The organism is Trinickia diaoshuihuensis (assembly GCF_003390925.1).
In the GTDB taxonomy this organism is placed as follows: Bacteria; Pseudomonadota; Gammaproteobacteria; order Burkholderiales; family Burkholderiaceae; genus Trinickia; species Trinickia diaoshuihuensis.
Window position 1 is genome coordinate 19,870 of record NZ_QUBS01000048.1, and the last position, 16,635, is coordinate 36,504.

The following is a 16,635-nucleotide window of genomic DNA, read 5'->3' on the forward strand; positions in this document are numbered from 1 at the left end:
CATGACTACTGTGACTCAACCGCCTGTCCATCGTCCCGATAACCTCGGGCAGGCGCGTACCGCCGTTCGCTCGATGTTCGACCCGGCGCTGGTGAAGCCCGCGATCGTCGATGCCTTCAAGAAGCTCGGGCCGCGCACTCAATTGCGCAACCCGGTGATGTTTTGCGTCTACGTCGGCAGCATTCTGACGACGATCCTTTGGGTCGCCGCACTCGCGGGCCAAGCGGAGGCGCCGGCCGGGTTCATCCTCGCCATCGCGCTGTGGCTCTGGTTTACGGTGCTGTTCGCCAATTTCGCCGAAGCATTGGCGGAAGGGCGCTCGAAGGCGCAAGCCGCCTCGCTGCGTAGCGCCAAGAGCAACGTGATGGCCAAGAAGCTGAACGAGCCGCATCCGAAAGCGCCGGTTCTGCTCGTCACGTCGACCGATCTGCGCAAGGGCGACGTCGTGCTCATCGAGGCGGGCGACACGATCCCTGCCGACGGCGAGGTGATCGAAGGCGTCGCCTCCGTCGACGAGTCGGCTATCACCGGCGAGTCGGCACCGGTCATTCGCGAATCGGGCGGCGATTTCTCGTCGGTCACGGGCGGCACCCGGGTGCTGTCCGATTGGATCGTCGTGCGCGTCAGCGTAAATCCGGGCGAGGCGTTTCTCGACCGCATGATCGCGATGGTCGAAGGCGCCAAGCGCCAAAAGACGCCGAACGAAATCGCCCTGACGATCTTGCTCGTGGCGCTCACGCTCGTGCTGCTGTTCGCCACGGCGACGCTGCTGCCGTTCTCGATCTTCTCGGTGGCCGCCGCCCATGCGGGACATGTCGTGACGATCACGGCGCTCGTCGCGCTGCTCGTCTGCTTGATTCCCACGACGATCGGCGGCTTGCTGTCGGCAATCGGCGTGGCCGGCATGAGCCGCATGATGCAAGCGAACGTCATCGCCACCTCGGGCCGCGCGGTCGAAGCCGCGGGCGACGTCGATGTGTTGCTGCTCGACAAGACGGGCACGATCACGCTCGGCAATCGGCAGGCGTCCTCGTTCGTTCCGGCTCCGGGCGTGTCCGAGGAGGCGCTGGCCGATGCGGCGCAACTGTCGTCGCTGGCCGACGAAACGCCGGAGGGCCGCAGTATCGTCGTGCTCGCGAAGCAGCGCTTCAATATCCGCGAACGCGACATGCACGCGCTGCAGGCGGTTTTCCTCGGTTTTACCGCGCAAACGCGGATGAGCGGGGTCGATCTGCCCAATCGCGAGATTCGCAAGGGCGCATCGGATGCCGTGAAGCGCTATGTCGAGGAAAACGGCGGTCGTTATCCGCAAGAGGTCATCAAGGCCGTCGACGATGTCGCGCGCCGCGGCAGCACGCCGCTCGTCGTCGCCGAAAAGATCAATGGCGCGGCCCGTGTCCTCGGCGTGATCGAACTCAAGGATATCGTCAAGGGTGGGATCAAGGAGCGCTTCGCCGAGTTGCGCAAGATGGGCATCAAGACGGTGATGATCACGGGCGACAACCGCTTGACGGCCGCCGCGATCGCGGCCGAGGCCGGCGTGGACGACTTCCTGGCGGAAGCGACGCCCGAGGCGAAACTGAAGATGATTCGCTCGCATCAATCGGAAGGACGCCTCGTCGCGATGACGGGCGACGGCACGAACGATGCCCCGGCGCTCGCGCAAGCCGACGTGGCCGTGGCCATGAATACGGGCACGCAGGCGGCGAAAGAGGCCGGCAATATGGTCGACCTCGATTCGAATCCGACGAAGCTGATCGAGATCGTGGAAATCGGCAAGCAGATGCTGATGACGCGCGGCTCCCTCACGACGTTCTCGATCGCCAACGACGTGGCCAAGTACTTCGCGATCATCCCGGCCGCGTTCGCGACGACGTATCCGCAGTTGCGCGTGCTCGACGTCATGCATCTGACTTCGCCCGCGTCGGCCATCATGTCGGCCGTGGTGTTCAACGCGCTGATCATCGTCTTCTTGATTCCGCTCGCGTTGAAGGGCGTCAAGTACCGCGCGCTCGGCGCCGCCTCGCTCTTGCGCCGCAACTTGCTGATCTACGGGCTCGGCGGCATCTTGCTCCCGTTTCCGTTCATCAAATTGATCGACATGCTGATCTCGGCGATGGGGTGGGCGTAACGCCCGGGCACGGGTAGGTATCACGGGCCGGCTCAAGCATCGATGTACGCGGGCCGGCCCCTTTAGAACACCATTTGTTTGTATCGATCGATCATGAAAAATATGCTGAGACCCGTGCTGGTATTGTTTGCGGCATTGACGGTGATCACGGGCATCGTCTATCCGGCCGTCGTGACGGCCGTCGGGCAGGCTGTCTTTCCGCACCAGGCGAACGGCAGCCTCATCGAGAAAAACGGCAAGGCGGCCGGCTCCGAACTCATCGGACAGCAATTCGACGCGCCCGGTTATTTCTGGGGCCGTTTGTCGGCGACGTCGCCCAATCCGTACAACGCGCAAAGCTCGGGCGGCTCGAACCTCGGGCCGACGAACCCCGCGTTGACCGACGAGGTGAAAGGGCGTTTGAGCGCCTTGCACGACGCCGATCCTTCCAATACCTTGCCGGTCCCCGTGGATCTCGTGACGTCCTCCGCCAGCGGTCTCGATCCCGACATCTCTCCGGCCGCAGCCGCTTATCAAGCGGCCCGCGTGGCCAAGGCTCGGGGGTTGACGGCCGGCCAAGTCAACGCGTTGATCGTACGAAACACGTCGGGCCGTCAACTCGGCGTGCTCGGCGAGCCGCGCGTGAACGTCCTGAAGCTCAATCTCGCGCTCGATGAACTGAAACCGCTACACTGACGAGATGGCGGCAAGTGCGGGCGCGCTGCGCTCTCCGATGCCGATGGATGCTATGCGGTCATGACCAATTGAAGACGCCCTATGGAACGACCCGATCCCGACGCGCTGCTCGATAAGATTCAGCGCGAGGAGGAAAAGCGTCACCGCGGCCGGCTGAAGGTGTTCTTCGGCGCATCCGCCGGCGTCGGCAAGACCTTCGCGATGTTGCAGGCCGCCCGCCGCCGCCGCGAGGAGGGTGTCGATGTCGTCGTCGGCATCGTCGAAACGCACGGTCGCAAGGAAACCTTGGCGCTGCTCGACGGCTTGGAGATTGTGCCGCCGGCCCGCATCGAATACCGCGGGCGTCAGCTCGCGGAGTTCGATCTCGATGCGGCGCTTGCGCGCAAGCCCGGCTTGATTCTCGTCGACGAACTCGCTCACTCGAACGTTCAGGGCTCGCGTCATCTGAAGCGCTGGCAGGACGTGCACGAGTTGCTCGATGCGGGCATCGACGTCTACACGACCGTCAACGTTCAGCATTTGGAGAGCTTGAATGACGTCGTCGGGCAGATCACGGGCATTCGCGTCTGGGAGACCGTGCCCGATCGCGTTTTCGATTTGGCCGATGAAGTGACGCTCGTCGATTTGCCGGCGGAAGAGTTGCTCGACCGCTTGCGCGAGGGCAAGGTCTATCTTCCGCATCAAGCGGAAAGCGCCGTTCGCAATTTCTTCCGGAAAGGCAATCTGATCGCACTGCGCGAACTCGCGCTGCGGCGTACGGCCGATCGAGTCGATGCCCAGATGCGCGAGTACCGCGCCGATCAATCGATCGAGCGCATTTGGCAAGCGCGCGAACGCATCATCGTCTGCGTCGGCGCGGGTCCGCAGAGCGCGACGCTCGTGCGCGCGGCGGCTCGCCTCGCATCGAGCCTGAAGGCCGATTGGCTCGCCGTCTATGTCGAAACGCCGAAGCTGCAACGCTTGCCCGATACGCTTCGCAAGCGCACCCTCGACGCACTGAAGCTCGCTTCCGAATTGGGCGCGGAGACGGTGACGCTGCAAGGCGAGGACGCGCCGCAAACGCTCATCGCCTACGCGCGCATGCGCAATGTCTCCAAGCTCGTCGTGGGGGCGACGTCGCGGCCGGGATGGACCGCGTGGCTGCGGCGCTCGACCGGCGAGCGATTGATTCGCGCGGCGCGCGATATCGACGTCACGCTCGTCAATTCCGGTACGGTCCGCGAGACCGCGGAGCGGGGCGAACGCGTGACGCGGTTCGCCGGAATCGGCTCGAACGGCGGCCGCTCGGCTGCCGTTTCGTATGCGTACGCATTCGGTATATGCGCCGCGATTACGGTGGTCGAAAGCTATTTCGTCGACCATATCTCGCTCGCCAATCTCGTCATGCTCTATCTGCTCGGGACGATTTTCACGGCGGCGAGGCTCGGGCGCGGACCCGGCGTGATGTTTTCGTTCCTGGGCGTGGCGGCATTCGATTTCTTCTTCGTGCCGCCGCGCATGTCGTTTACGGTTTCCGATACGCAGTATCTGCTGACGTTCGGTGTGATGTTGATGACCTCGCTCACGATCAGCCACCTGACGGCGAGCCTGCGCCGCCAAGCGCGCATCGCGACGAAACGCGAACGCCGTACCGGCGCGATGTTCGCCATGGCGCGTGAACTGGGCGCGGCGTTGACGACGGCGCAGATCATCGAAATCGGCACGCGCCATGTTGCGGAGGTTTTCCAAGCGCGCGTCGCGATCCTATTGCCCGACAGCGCGGAAAAGGTGAGGCAAAAGATCGAGAATCCCGACGAGGCGCTGACGCTCGACGCCTCGGCGCTCGATTTGGATATCGCGCAATGGGTCTACGACCAGCAAAAGAACGCGGGGCATGGCACCGATACGCTGCCGGCCGCGCGTGCGTTGTATTTGCCGTTGAAAGCGCCGATGCGCACGCGCGGCGTAATCGCGATTTTTTCGCCGCGCATGGAGGAACTGGAGATCCCCGAGCAGCGGCGCATGATCGATACGTTCGCCTCGCAGATCGCGCTGGCGCTCGAACGCGTGCATTACGTGGAGATCGCGCAGGACGCGCTCGTCAGCATGGAGTCGGAGCGGTTGCGCAACTCGTTGCTGTCGGCGATTTCGCATGATCTGCGCACGCCGTTGACTTCGATCGTCGGTTTCGCATCGATGCTCGCGGAGGCGCCGGGCGGGGCGCCGATGAGCTTGCGCGAGCAGGAATTGGCCGAAGCGATTCACGACGAGGCGCTGCGCATGACGGGCCTCGTGACGAACTTGCTCGACATGGCGCGGTTGCAGGAAGGCAGTATGCGGCTGAACCGGCAGTGGTCGTCGATCGAGGAGGTGGTCGGGTCCGCCTTGTCGGCATGCCGCCGCATGCTGGCCGGGCGGACGATCGAAGCACGCGTGCCGGCCGATCTGCCGCTCGTGCAACTCGATGCCGTGCTCGTCGAGCGGCTCTTCGCGAACCTGCTGGAGAACGCGGCGAAGTACACGCCGGCCGGTTCCCAAATCGCGATCGTCGCATCGACGCTCGAAGCGGACGCTCAACGCTACGTCAAAGTACAAGTGCAGGATTGCGGGCCGGGGCTGCCGGCCGGCATGGAAGCGCGCTTGTTCGAGAAGTTCACGCGCGGCGAGAAAGAATCGGCCAAGCCCGGCATCGGCTTGGGCTTGGCGATTTGCAGGGCGATCGTGGAGGCGCACGGTGGGCAAATCGGCGCCGACAATCGCCTCAACGCCGGCGGCGAGGTCATCGGCGCAACGTTCTGGTTCACGCTGCCGGCGAACGAAACACCGGCGATCGAGGCGGAGCCGATCGACGAGATCGCGCTCGGCGATTTGCCGCCGCTACGTGCGGCCAAGCCTAAGAACTAACTATGCCGGAATCCACGATTACCGTCGTTCTAGTCGAGGACGACAAAGCCATTCGACGTTTCGTACAAGCGTCGCTCGAATCCGAGAACGTCCGCGTGATCGAGGCGGAGCTCGGCCGACGAGGCCTGTCGCTCGCAGCCAGCGCGCGACCCGATCTCGTCATCGTCGATCTGGGCCTGCCCGATATGGACGGTGCCGATGTGATCCGCCAGTTGCGCGATTGGTCGTCGGTACCCGTCATCGTGCTGTCGGCGCGTACACGAGAAGAGGAGAAGGTCGCGGCGCTCGACGCGGGTGCGGACGATTACTTGACCAAGCCGTTCGGCGTCGCGGAGTTGCTGGCGCGCATACGCGCTCAATTGCGCAGGCGCAACCGCGCCGTTTCGGGCGATGCGTCGACGCTGCGCTTCGGCGGGGTCGAGGTGGACTTCGAAATGCGGACGGTGCAGCGCGACGGGCAACCGGTGCATTTGACGCCGATCGAGTACCGCTTGCTCGTCTCGCTTGCGCGCCATGCGGGCCGTGTGCTGACCCATCGGCAATTGCTGCAGGAAGTATGGGGACCGTCGCGTGTCGATAGCGCGCACTATCTGCGCATCTACATGGGGCATTTGCGTCAAAAACTCGAACGCGATCCGGCCCAGCCCGAACATATCGTGACGGAGACGGGTGTCGGTTACCGGCTCGTCGGGGTGCTTTGAGGCGCTTGCTCGTACCCTTCCGCCTCGCGTCGCTCGCGCCGTTCCTCGTTCGCGCGGCGCGCCCGTAAGCGCTGGCGCGACAGGACGGCGATCACCTCGCTCGTGCTGGCACCGGCGGGCACTTCGTTGCGGATGACGTTGGCGACCATCGGCAAGCCCGAGCGATGCCGGCGCAGCGCCTTGGCGATCGCGGTGCGGCATTCCTGCCCATGGCATTCCCATTCGTCGCGGATTTTTCCGCAATACTGGCACTTGTCCATGCCGCCCATTTTACCGGCAATCGCCGTGCGGCTCAGGGCGCCGGCGAGGGCGCCGCGGGCCGCACCGGCCGGCCAGGGGCGTTTCACCTTGCGGCCAGGTCGCCCGCGCCTAGGCGGTAGGGTGCGGCTAGCTCGATCTCGTCGCAATTGGGTTCTCTGCCGCCACGATCGATGACGAGAAAATCGGCGACGGCATCCAACGCGATCAACGGATGATGCCAAACGCCGCGCGCGTAGTTGACGCCCACGGTGCCTTCGACGGCGAACGCTCGAAGCTGCCGTTCGTCGAAGCGGCCAGCCGGCGCGACGACGACGAGATAACGTGCGGGACCGAGCGGGATGAACGCCTGGCTGCCGAGCGGGTGGCGCTCCATCATCGTCACCTCGAACGGCAACGCGCGCGGTTGCCCGCGGAAAACGTTCAGGAGGGGGCGTCCGCCGGCTTCGCCGACGTCGATGGCCGCGAGGTCGTGATAGCGCTCGGTCGTTCCGCCGTTGATCGGAAAATGGCGAGCGCCTTCGAGGGTAATGACGTCGCCGAACGGCGCGAAGGCGGCTCGCGTAATCGGCTCGATCCGCAGGACATGACTCATCGTCTCCGTCCTTACGCCAACTCGCCCCACAGGCGCAGCCGCGAGATGCCGCCGTCGGGGAAGATATTGAACCGCACGTGCGTCACCGCGCCGATGTCGGCAATCTCTCGTTCGAAAACGTGTTGGGCATCCATCCGCAGCGGTTGCTCGGGGAGCAGGACGGGCCAAAACATCGCTTGCGTGACGAGCGATTCGTCGGTTCCACCTGTGACGTAGGCCGCTTGCAGGGAGCAGCGATCGGGATAATTGCCCTTGAAGAATGCGGTATCGACTTCGATCTTGCGGATCGCGCCGGGGCGTGCGAGCGCGACGATGGCCCAGTCGTTGCCCGGTTCGCGGCGCCGGCGCGTTTCCCATCCGTCGCCCATGTTCGCGCCGCGGCCCGGCATCAGCATATTGGCGGCTAGTCCGAAATGCTGATTGTTCGCACAGACGACATGGGCGCCGTTGATCGCGGCCGCTAGATCGACGAGGCTTTCCGGCGCGGACGATGCGAGCGCCTGCTCGAACGCCGGCCGCCCGTAGACGCGCAGTCTTGCGACGCCGCCGTCTGGGAACAGGGTGATGCGAATATGCGTGAATGCGTCCGCGTGACGAACCGGGATGTAGTGGTGCTGGTTGCCTTGCAATGCGGTCGGCGCGACGAGCATATGCCAGCGAGCGTCGTCAGGCGGCAGCTCGCTGGTGCTCGCGCAGGCTTCGACCGACGCGGCAGGCGGGAAGTTACCGGTGAAGTGGCTCGTGTCGATATCGACGCCTTCGATCGTGCCGAGGCGAGCGAGCTTCACGATGCACCAGTCTTGGCCGGTAGTACGTTTGCGGCGCGTCTCCCAGCCGTCCATCCATTTGCCGTGATCGTCGTATTTGCCGGGAATGAACACGGCCGGTTGGGGATCGAGCATGCGTTCTTTCGGCGCGAAGAATTCGTCGCTGGCAGCCAGCGCTTTTGCGCCCAGGCGTGGATCCGCGAGGTTCAAGCAGCGGCGCGTGAAATCGGGGGCGTTGGGGTCGAGGGTCGGGATGGCCATGGCGAATGGTGACTTATCCAAAGCAGAGGCGGGACGAGGCCTTGGCGGCCTCGGTCCGGCAGGGGCGCAATAGCGCGCCGATCGTTCAAATCGCGGCGGCGCCGGGTGCCGGCGTATCGAGTTGCGGCAGTTCGGCCTCCTGCACGAAGCGCAGGTCCGGATCCTGATCGAGTACGCGGTGGGCGCGGGCACGATCGATGTCGCGCTCCCAGGCCGCGACGACCACCGTCGCGACGCAGTTGCCGATCAAGTTGGTGATTGCGCGCGCAATGCCGACGAACCAGTCCACGGGAAGGATCAGCACGAGGCCGAGCACCGGAATCGCGGGAATGGCCGAGAGCGTGGCGGCCAAGATCACGATCGCCGAGCCCGGGATGCCGTGTGCCCCCTTGGACGTGACGAGCGAGACCAACACCACGACGATCAGGTCGTGCGTCGACAGCGGCGTGTTGGTGGCTTGCGCGATGAACAGGACGGCGAGCGTCAGGTAGATCGAGAACCCGTCGAGATTGAACGAATAGCCGGTAGGGATGACGAGGCCGACCGTCGAATCCTTGACGCCCATCCACTCGAGCTTGCGCATGACTTGGGGCAGCACGGCGTCCGACGAAGCGGTGCCGAGGACGATCGCGAGTTCTTCGCGCAGATAACGGATCAATTTAAAGACGTTGAACCCGGCGAGGCGCATGACACTGCCCAGCACGAGTACGACGAAGAGCGCACAGCTTGCATAGAACACGAGCACGAGCAGACCCAATTGCTCGAGGGAGGCGACGCCGTAAGTGCCGGTCGTGAACGCGATGGCGCCGAGCACGCCCAGCGGCGCGAGCTTGATGATGAAGCCCATGATGCGGAAGAACACTTGCGCGAGCTCATCGATCAGCGAACTGACGCGCTTGGCTTTCTCGCCAAGCAGCGAAAGCGCCGAGCCGAACAGTACGGCGAATACGAGCACTTGCAAGATGTCGCCGCGGGCGAACGCGTCGAAGGCCGTGCTCGGAATGATCTTCAACAAAAATGCCGCGACGTCTTTCAAGCTTTTGGCGTGCTCGGCGTATGTGGTCAGCGCTTGCGCGTCGAGCGTATGCACGTCGACATTCATGCCGGCGCCGGGCTTCACGACGAGCGCAAGCACGGCGCCGATCATGAGCGCGATCGACGTCATCACTTCGAAGTAGACGATCGCCTTGCCGCCCACGCGGCCCACCTTCTTCAAGTTGCCCGCGCTGGCGATGCCGCTCACGACCACGCAAAAGACGATCGGGGCGATGACCATCGTGATCAATTTCAGAAAGCCGTCTCCGAACGGCCGTAGCGACTGCGCGAAATGCGGGAACAGCGCGCCGATCGCAATGCCGGCCACGAGCGCGATCATGACGCGGCCGAACAGCGAATTGATGAATCTAAGCACGGCTTTCTCCAAGAGGGGCGGCGGGGATTTGTCTGGTCTAACTGGTAAGACCAGGCATCTTATGGCGAAGATTAGGAAGCCGATATAGTCGCGTCAAGCTCAGCCGGCATAGGTGTAAACCCGTGCGAGACGGGCAGTGGGGTATGGGGCGTGAGCTTTGGGGGCGCGCTACAATGCTGGTCCGACCAGGCGATTGCTCCGCACGATGAGAAGCACGACACAGACGGTGACCGAAGCCGCGACCGAAACGATCCGCGAGCGCATCGAGCGCGGCGAGTATCCGGTCGGCAGCGCGCTGCCCGCGCAGCGGCAACTATCCGAAGAACTCGATATCAGCCGTGCCGCGCTGCGCGAGGCGCTTTCGACGCTGGAGGCGCTAGGCTTGCTGACGATCCGCGCGGGCAAGGGCGTGTATGTCCAAAGCGACCGCGCGCTCAGCGGGCCGGCTTGGCGTTTCGCGGAGCAGTCGTCGCTGCCGGACACTTATCAGGTGCGCTATGCGCTCGAAGGGTTCGCGGCTCGGATGGCGGCCCTGGCCATGACCGACGAGGTCATCGCGTCGCTCGAGGAGAACATGGAGCAGTTGCACGCGTCGCTGACCGAGGGCGATCTCGATACGGCGGCGCGGCTCGACTTTGCTTTTCACATGAGCATCGTCGCAGTGGCCGGCAACGGCGCGATCGAAGCGATTTTGCGCAGCAGCGGCGAGATCATGCAGGAGAGTCAGCGCTTGCCGTTTTACCGGCGGGAGCTGCTGCAATCGACATATCGCGAACATCGGGCGATTCTCGATGCTTTGAAGGCGCGCGATAGCGAAGCGGCGGGGCGTGCTATCGAAGCGCATATCACCGCCGCGGCGCAGCGCGCCGGTGTGTATTTTCCGGCGCCGCGGGGGGATTGGGCAGGGTAAGAATAATCGCCTCTGTACTTCCCCTCCAATCGGTTGCACTATGCAAAACGACACAGACCAGAGCGACCTCGCAGACCTCTGCACGTTCGAGTGCAAGAAACAAACGCTTGCGTTGTTAGAAATTTTGGCGCATGGGGCTCACCCCCGAATCTTGCGCCCCTTCGGCGGACCCATCTCGAGCGCTTTCATTTCCGCGCGCGCGAGCGCGAATGCCTCTTTGACTTGCTCCCTCATCCACATGAGCGCGCTCTCGCCGTCGCTATCGCGCCGCCAGAGCAGTTGCACGGGGTAGCGGCCCAAATCGAGCGGCACCGCGCACGCCGTCAAATTCGACACGCTCGCCAGCGCGGCGGCCGCATGCGAGGGCAGCGTCACGACGGCGCGTGTCTTCGCCAGAAAGGCCGGCACCGCGGAGAAGTGCGTGAGCGCCGCATAAACATGACGCTCGCGCTTGAGCGCCTGCAAGGCGGTATCGACGATACCAGTCCTGCCCGAAAACGACACGAGCAAATGCGGAAGGTCCAAGTAGGCGTCCAGCGAAAGCGGCAGCGGCGTACGGGCGGCTCGCGCATCGAGCACGCAGGCATAGCCGCTTTCTCCGATGGGCTCGTGCGCGATCCAAGCGCGCTTGACGGTGTCCGACACGATCGCCAATTCGATCTCGCGGTCGTTCAGCATTTGCTCGACGGTATGGCGGTTCGTTTGCCGAAACATAACCGAGAGCCGCGGGCCGGCTCGCTGTACGAGCCGCGTGAGAGGCGGGCCGAGCGCGATCTCGAAGTCGTCCGACATGCCGATCGAAAAGCGGCGCGATGCACTCGATGGGTCGAAGGCGTGCCGATGCGTCAGCACCTCCCATAGATCGGCGATGCCGGTTTCGAGCCGATCGGCCATCGCCTGCGCCCGCGGCGTGGGCGCCATGCCGCCGCGGATGCGCACGAACAGCGGATCGCCGCAGGCTTCGCGCAGGCGCGCCAGCGCGGCGCTCGTCGCGGCCTGACTCAGCGCGAGACGCGCCGCCGCTTTGGTTACGCTGCGCTCCTGCCAAATCGCCACGAAGACCACGGCCAGATTCAAATCCAATCGCTTGATATCGAGCACATTGATTTTCATGTTCGAGACAATTTGTTTGATCGATAAGCGGCAGGATAGCAAACTGCGTCCATTACTTTCGACGATGGAGGCATCGATGGCGAAACAGCGCGTGGCGGTGGTGCAGAGCGGCAGCCGCATGTTCGATACGGCTGCAACGCTCGCGCGCATGGAGCAATTGACCGACGCCGCCGCTGTGCAGGGTGCTCGGCTCATCGTGTTTCCCGAGGCGTACGTCGGCGGTTATCCGAAGGGGCTCGACTTCGGTGCGCGCGTCGGCTCGCGTTCGCTCGCCGGTCGAGACGATTACCTGCGCTATTGGCGCGCGGCCATCGACGTGCCCGGTCCCGAAGTCACACGCATGGGAGAGATGGCTCGCCGTGCGCTCGCATGGCTCGTCGTCGGCGTGATCGAACGCGAGGGTGCCACGCTTTACTGCACCGCGCTCTTTTTCGGGCCCGACGGCACGTTGCGCGGCCGCCATCGCAAGTTGATGCCGACGGCCAGCGAGCGCCTGATATGGGCCATGGGCGATGGCTCGACCGTGCCGGTAGTCGATACGTCCGAACTCGGAAAGATCGGCGCGGCGATCTGTTGGGAGAACTATATGCCGGCGCTGCGCATGGCGATGTTCGGTCAAGGCATCGGCATATGGTGCGCGCCGACCGTGGACGATCGCGACATCTGGCAATGTACGATGCGGCACATCGCCTACGAAGGGCGCTGTTTCGTGCTGAGCGCTTGCCAGTATTTGACGCGGGCGGATTGCCCGGAAGACTACGACTGCATCCAAGGCAATGCGCCCGAGACGACGCTGATTCGAGGCGGCAGCGTTATCGTCGACCCGTTCGGGCAGGTGCTGGCCGGACCCGTCTACGATGGCGAGGCCGTCTTGACGGCGGAACTCGACCTCGACGATATCGTGCGCGGCAAGTTCGATCTCGACGTAACCGGGCACTATTCGCGTCCCGACGTATTCGAGTTGAGCGTCGACACGCGCGCGCGTCGTGCCGTCTCGTTCCGATGCGACACCCTCGAAAGTGAAAGTCCGGAGGAAGTCGTGCCGGCGGATCCGCAAGAGAAGGGCGTCAGCCGATGAATCTTCCTTTGTCCGATATCCGCGCGGCGTCCGATTTCCTATTCGGCATGCTCGGTTCGTCTCCGCTCGTGGCCGTGAGCCGTTGGCGCACAGCCTCGGGCGCGCCCATCGTCGTCAAGGCGGAAAGCTTGCTGCCGACGGGTTCGTTCAAAATCCGCGGCGCGACCTGGCGCATCGCGAACTTGACGCCCGATGAGCGCGCACGAGGCGTCGTCGCGTATTCGACCGGAAATCACGCGCAAGCGGTGGCCAAAGCGGCGGCCGATGCCGGCATCCGCGCGACGATCGTGATGTCGCCGGACGTACCGCGGTCCAAGATCGAGGCGACCGAGGGGTGGGGCGCTCGCGTGGTGATGGCCGAGCCCTCGTCGCACGCGCGCCGCGTACTCGCCGAGAGCCTGGCTCACACGCACGGCTATACGCTCATCGCACCCTACGACGATCGACAGGTGATGACGGGCCAAGCATCGATCGGCGCAGAGCTGTTGCGGCAATGCGGCGGCGATTTGCCTGCCGCCGTGTTCGTGCCGATCGGCGGCGGCGGCCTGATCGCGGGCGTGGCCGCGGCGATCAAGCAGATCGCGCCGGAGGTCGCCGTGATAGGCGTGGAGCCCTCGCTCGAAGACGACGCGCGCCGTTCGTTTTACGCGGGTGAGCGGGTTTCCATCGATGCGCCGAGCGCAAGTATCGCCGACGCTATCAAGGTGCAATGCCTAGGCGATCTGACGTTCCCGCTGATCCGGCGCTATGTGGACGACATCGTGACTGTTGGCGAGTCGCAGATTGCGGCGGCGACTTTGCGGTATTTCGATGAGGCCAAGCTTGTCGTCGAGCCCGGCGCGGCCGTCGCGCTCGCGGCGGCTTTCGAAAACCGCCGCGCCGTACCGCGCGGCGCGCGCGTCGCCGTGCTTGCGTGCGGAGGGAATATCGCTTTCGATCGGTTGGCGAGTCTGCGGCCGCTCGCCGACGAAATGCCGAAGCGTATCTAAATCAATTAAATCAACTCGAGCTTCGACGTGAGGTACGTCAGCTCGGTCCGGTTCGCGACGTTAAAGCGCTTGCGCAGCTTACGCAAGTGATAGTCGACGTTATGGGGGCTCGTATCCAAGCGGCGTCCGATTTCCTTGTCGGAGGCGCCTTCCGCGATACCGAGCAGCAATTCGCGCTCGAATGCCGTCAAGCCGTCGGAGGTGCGATCGCGCGCCGCCGCAGTCAATTGCTGGGAGGCGATCGTATGAACCGACATGCCGATCGAGAGCGCCTGTTCTAGCGTCGTGGAGGTGATCCAATCGCGCGTGCGGCGTTGCCCCGTAAAGCTCATGAATGCATGCATGCGCGTCCCCGGAATCGACATGGCGAACATGAGCCCGCTGCGCATGCCGTCGTCGCGCATCATGCGGATGAAGCCTTCGAGCCCTTCTTGGGCCGCATCGTCGTGCTGCAAGCTAGGCCGCTGGTCATGCAAATGCTGCAAGTCCCAGACGAGCGGCAGCCGGCCCTGGCGCGCGGCCAGCGTGCGCGGATCGACGTCGTGATAACGCTCGCGCACGTAGTCGCCGCGATAGGTCCCGGGAATGAAAGCCTCGTGCAAAAACAAGCGTTCGACTCTATCGCGGGCGAACTCTAGCGCGAAATAAGCGAACGTGGAAAACCCGATCAAATGCAAGAAGCCGTTGACCATGCGGCTGCGCTCGCAGGCGCTTTGCGCGGCCGCCAGCGCTTGCGCGATCCCCAGGCGCGGGCTATGGCGCTGCGTCAAGCTCAATTGCCGCGGGTCGTTGCACCAGACGACCTCGATCGTCCGGCCACGACCGGATGCAGCCGGTTCGGCGCCACACGAATGCAAAAGCGGCGCAAGTGCCGAGTCGTCCTTCACACGAATGCAAAAGCGGCGCAAGTGCCGAGTCGTCCTTGCGCAATGCAGGGTAGTGCATCGATAAGCCTCCGATCGAGGATGTGCGTTACGCCGGGACAAGGCACTAGTTTGATTCGCCTATGTCCGAGCGCGTAACATTGCGTAATAATAAACGTAAAAAAACGATACCGGTGGCAGAGGTCATTTGCTGATGACAATCGATGACGGATTCCCGGCGCTCGTCTGGTTTTCGCAAGCCGATGCACTTGCCTATCTCGCCCGGATCGATGGGACGCCGGACGCGGGCAGGTACGAATGCGAGCTGCGCGAATGCCGCGAGCGCTTGCAGCAAGCCGGCTTTTCGACGTTCTCTTACATGGCCTTGGAATCCATTGGGAGGCGCATTTTGCGTGCCTATACGATGCGTGAAATGGGAAGCGTCGGGTTTACGACGATTTATTTGAAAAGCCGGTTGTATGAAACGGACCCGCGCCTTGCGGTATTGCGGGAAAGCGGTCTTCCCGTGACTTGGGACGTCGATCGGTTGGAAGCGCGATCCAATGTCGCCGAGCCGCGTGTGCGTAGCCTTATCTCCGCATTGCGCGCACATGGAATGCACAGTGGTCTCATTCTCGGGCTGCCGGCGCCGCGCGCGGACCTGCGCATCGCCTTGGGCCTGACGTCGCAGGCCGGCGACACGGATTGGATCGACGACCGTGTGATGGGCTGCGTGCTCGCGGCCAGCATGACGATCGGCCGCTTGATGCAGCCTTACGTCGAGGAGTGCGCGCGCGCGGCGCGTGTCGTTGCACTGACGCAGGAGCAGGCGGTCGTGCTCGAGCGGCTGTTGCGGGGCCTTTCCGATCATGAGATCGCCGCGGAAATCGCGTCCTCGCTGCATCGTGTCACGCAACACGTCAAGACGTTGCAGAAGATGTTCAACGTCGAGAATCGCGCCCAGCTCGCGTACCTCGCCGCGCGCTGGGGCTGGAGCCGCGCGAGCGGCTAATTCGATTAGCGCCGGTCGGCGGGCGTGGCGAGAACGCGTCCGGCGATATAGGCGAGCTGGACGCGGTTGGTCGCGTGGTACAGCTTCTTCAGTTGGCGCAGGTAGTAATCGACGTTGTGGTGCGACGTGCCGAGCCGCTCGGCGATGTCCTTGTCGTTCATCCCGAGCGTCACGAACTCGAGGATCGAACGCTGGATATCGCTCAACTCCGCGATACCCGCGCAGCGGTGCATCTGGGGCGCCCGCATCGAAAGGAATTCGTGCAGGCCGACGGCCAGCGCGTACGCATGGCCGATCGACATATCGGGAAGCCGCGCCTTCGACGCCTGGGAACTCGCGAAGATCACGACGCTTGCCTCGAGCGCATCGGGCGCGCCGAGGCCGAACGAGACGCCCGAGAGCAGGCCGGCGTCGCGCGCGGCCGCCATGAACCGCTCGGCCCGCGCCGCCGCCGTGCAAGGCCCGTTTGCGGCGCTCGCCGCACCGAGCGAGTGGGTCGATGCGATCGACGACAGATCCCACAACATGGGCCATTCGTGGCGGCACGAGTAGGCCAGGCGCGCATCGATTTCGTAGAAGCGCTCGCGCAGATACCGCTGCGCCCAACCTGCCGGCGAGAACGCATTGAAGTAGGCGATTCGATTTACCGTATCGCCAATCCGAGAGACCCGCAGGTAACACATCGCGTCGAAGCCGGCCGCGCGCAGGGCCGGGCGCAAGAGCGCATGCCGCGCCTCGCCTGTGCCGACCTTGGCCAAATCGTAGGCGATCCCGGCCAGCCGCTGACCATCAGGCGCGTCGTCTTGCATCGGTGTTTCGGCCGCGCTGTCGAGGTCGGCGTCGCCATATACGAAGAAGTTCGAAGCGTCGTTGTCTGCATCGATGGTGCCGTACTGATTCATCTTGCGTGCTCCATGAAATGCGCGCGGACCGCAAAGCCGCGAGAGGCAACAGTATCCGGCGTGAAAGCGGCGCGAGCGATCGTTGA

Annotated in this window: 15 protein-coding genes; 8 read left to right on the forward strand and 7 right to left on the reverse strand. The window is 64.1% G+C overall.

Annotation, left to right across the window (positions count from 1 at the left end; genetic code table 11):
* Position 1: 1 nt before the first annotated feature.
* From kdpB to DXT59_RS10460, 4 genes are all read left to right on the forward strand, one after another.
* Positions 2–2,131 carry a potassium-transporting ATPase subunit KdpB gene (gene kdpB / locus DXT59_RS10445; RefSeq protein ID WP_116136833.1) on the forward strand — a complete coding sequence of 710 codons (2,130 nt, stop codon included), beginning with the start codon at positions 2–4 and terminating at the stop codon, positions 2,129–2,131.
* A 93-nt stretch (positions 2,132–2,224) separates the two neighbouring features.
* The gene (kdpC, locus tag DXT59_RS10450; RefSeq protein WP_116136834.1) at positions 2,225–2,806 is read left to right on the forward strand and encodes a potassium-transporting ATPase subunit KdpC; all 582 of its coding nucleotides are present in this window, start codon (positions 2,225–2,227) and stop codon (positions 2,804–2,806) included.
* 81 nt (positions 2,807–2,887) lie between these two features.
* Entirely contained in the window at positions 2,888–5,689 is a 2,802-nt protein-coding gene (locus DXT59_RS10455; protein WP_116136835.1) for a sensor histidine kinase, read from the forward strand.
* A 2-nt stretch (positions 5,690–5,691) separates the two neighbouring features.
* Positions 5,692–6,390 (forward strand): response regulator, encoded by a 699-nt coding sequence (locus DXT59_RS10460; RefSeq protein WP_116136836.1) that lies wholly within the window; start codon positions 5,692–5,694, stop codon positions 6,388–6,390.
* On the opposite strand, the gene DXT59_RS10465 is transcribed toward DXT59_RS10460, so the two are convergent.
* The 4 genes from DXT59_RS10465 to DXT59_RS10480 form a co-directional block, all read right to left on the reverse strand.
* Entirely contained in the window at positions 6,366–6,650 is a 285-nt protein-coding gene (locus DXT59_RS10465) for a hypothetical protein (protein ID WP_116136964.1), read from the reverse strand. The genes DXT59_RS10460 and DXT59_RS10465 overlap by 25 nt on opposite strands.
* 83 nt (positions 6,651–6,733) lie before the next feature.
* A complete protein-coding gene (locus tag DXT59_RS10470; protein ID WP_116136837.1) occupies positions 6,734–7,243 on the reverse strand; it encodes an ureidoglycolate lyase in 510 nt (169 codons plus the stop codon).
* 11 nt (positions 7,244–7,254) lie between these two features.
* Complete coding sequence (gene alc, locus DXT59_RS10475) at positions 7,255–8,271, reverse strand: allantoicase (protein WP_116136838.1); 1,017 nt, start codon at positions 8,269–8,271, stop codon at positions 7,255–7,257.
* Positions 8,272–8,356: 85 nt separating this feature from the next.
* The gene (locus tag DXT59_RS10480; RefSeq protein ID WP_116136965.1) at positions 8,357–9,682 is read right to left on the reverse strand and encodes a C4-dicarboxylate transporter DctA; all 1,326 of its coding nucleotides are present in this window, start codon (positions 9,680–9,682) and stop codon (positions 8,357–8,359) included.
* 205 nt (positions 9,683–9,887) lie between these two features.
* On the opposite strand from DXT59_RS10480, the gene DXT59_RS10485 reads away from it, so the two are divergent.
* Entirely contained in the window at positions 9,888–10,592 is a 705-nt protein-coding gene (locus DXT59_RS10485) for a FadR/GntR family transcriptional regulator (RefSeq protein WP_116136839.1), read from the forward strand.
* A gap of 138 nt (positions 10,593–10,730) precedes the next feature.
* Here the strand turns inward: DXT59_RS10485 and DXT59_RS10490 are convergent, their stop codons facing one another.
* Positions 10,731–11,705, reverse strand: a complete 975-nt coding sequence (locus DXT59_RS10490; RefSeq protein ID WP_205417401.1) for a LysR family transcriptional regulator — start codon at positions 11,703–11,705, stop codon at positions 10,731–10,733.
* Positions 11,706–11,781: 76 nt separating this feature from the next.
* Between DXT59_RS10490 and DXT59_RS10495 the strand changes: the two genes are divergently transcribed.
* Both DXT59_RS10495 and DXT59_RS10500 read left to right on the forward strand, forming a co-directional pair.
* The gene (locus tag DXT59_RS10495) at positions 11,782–12,783 is read left to right on the forward strand and encodes a nitrilase-related carbon-nitrogen hydrolase (RefSeq protein WP_116136840.1); all 1,002 of its coding nucleotides are present in this window, start codon (positions 11,782–11,784) and stop codon (positions 12,781–12,783) included.
* A complete protein-coding gene (locus tag DXT59_RS10500) occupies positions 12,780–13,772 on the forward strand; it encodes a threonine ammonia-lyase (RefSeq protein ID WP_116136841.1) in 993 nt (330 codons plus the stop codon). The genes DXT59_RS10495 and DXT59_RS10500 overlap by 4 nt, the downstream gene beginning before the upstream one ends.
* Positions 13,773–13,777: 5 nt before the next feature.
* Here the strand turns inward: DXT59_RS10500 and DXT59_RS10505 are convergent, their stop codons facing one another.
* Complete coding sequence (locus DXT59_RS10505; RefSeq protein ID WP_240324478.1) at positions 13,778–14,629, reverse strand: helix-turn-helix transcriptional regulator; 852 nt, start codon at positions 14,627–14,629, stop codon at positions 13,778–13,780.
* A gap of 220 nt (positions 14,630–14,849) precedes the next feature.
* Between DXT59_RS10505 and DXT59_RS10510 the strand changes: the two genes are divergently transcribed.
* On the forward strand, positions 14,850–15,647 hold the full coding sequence (locus DXT59_RS10510; protein WP_116136842.1) for an autoinducer binding domain-containing protein: 798 nt from the start codon (positions 14,850–14,852) through the stop codon (positions 15,645–15,647).
* A 5-nt stretch (positions 15,648–15,652) separates the two neighbouring features.
* On the opposite strand, the gene DXT59_RS10515 is transcribed toward DXT59_RS10510, so the two are convergent.
* Positions 15,653–16,549, reverse strand: coding sequence for a helix-turn-helix transcriptional regulator (locus tag DXT59_RS10515; RefSeq protein WP_116136843.1), 897 nt, complete (start codon positions 16,547–16,549; stop codon positions 15,653–15,655).
* Positions 16,550–16,635 lie beyond the last annotated feature (86 nt).

What these genes read in the sequence shown, in the direction of transcription:
- DXT59_RS10495 (WP_116136840.1), top strand. Translation starts at nt 11,782, where the DNA reads ATGGCGAAACAGCGCGTGGCGGTGGTGCAGAGCGGCAGCCGCATGTTC.
- kdpB (WP_116136833.1), top strand. Translation starts at nt 2, where the DNA reads ATGACTACTGTGACTCAACCGCCTGTCCATCGTCCCGATAACCTCGGG.
- DXT59_RS10455 (WP_116136835.1), top strand. Translation starts at nt 2,888, where the DNA reads ATGGAACGACCCGATCCCGACGCGCTGCTCGATAAGATTCAGCGCGAG.
- alc (WP_116136838.1), bottom strand. Translation starts at nt 8,271, where the DNA reads ATGGCCATCCCGACCCTCGACCCCAACGCCCCCGATTTCACGCGCCGC.
- DXT59_RS10465 (WP_116136964.1), bottom strand. Translation starts at nt 6,650, where the DNA reads ATGGACAAGTGCCAGTATTGCGGAAAAATCCGCGACGAATGGGAATGC.
- DXT59_RS10460 (WP_116136836.1), top strand. Translation starts at nt 5,692, where the DNA reads ATGCCGGAATCCACGATTACCGTCGTTCTAGTCGAGGACGACAAAGCC.
- DXT59_RS10500 (WP_116136841.1), top strand. Translation starts at nt 12,780, where the DNA reads ATGAATCTTCCTTTGTCCGATATCCGCGCGGCGTCCGATTTCCTATTC.
- DXT59_RS10485 (WP_116136839.1), top strand. Translation starts at nt 9,888, where the DNA reads ATGAGAAGCACGACACAGACGGTGACCGAAGCCGCGACCGAAACGATC.
- DXT59_RS10510 (WP_116136842.1), top strand. Translation starts at nt 14,850, where the DNA reads ATGACAATCGATGACGGATTCCCGGCGCTCGTCTGGTTTTCGCAAGCC.
- DXT59_RS10490 (WP_205417401.1), bottom strand. Translation starts at nt 11,705, where the DNA reads ATGAAAATCAATGTGCTCGATATCAAGCGATTGGATTTGAATCTGGCC.
- kdpC (WP_116136834.1), top strand. Translation starts at nt 2,225, where the DNA reads ATGAAAAATATGCTGAGACCCGTGCTGGTATTGTTTGCGGCATTGACG.
- DXT59_RS10515 (WP_116136843.1), bottom strand. Translation starts at nt 16,549, where the DNA reads ATGAATCAGTACGGCACCATCGATGCAGACAACGACGCTTCGAACTTC.
- DXT59_RS10470 (WP_116136837.1), bottom strand. Translation starts at nt 7,243, where the DNA reads ATGAGTCATGTCCTGCGGATCGAGCCGATTACGCGAGCCGCCTTCGCG.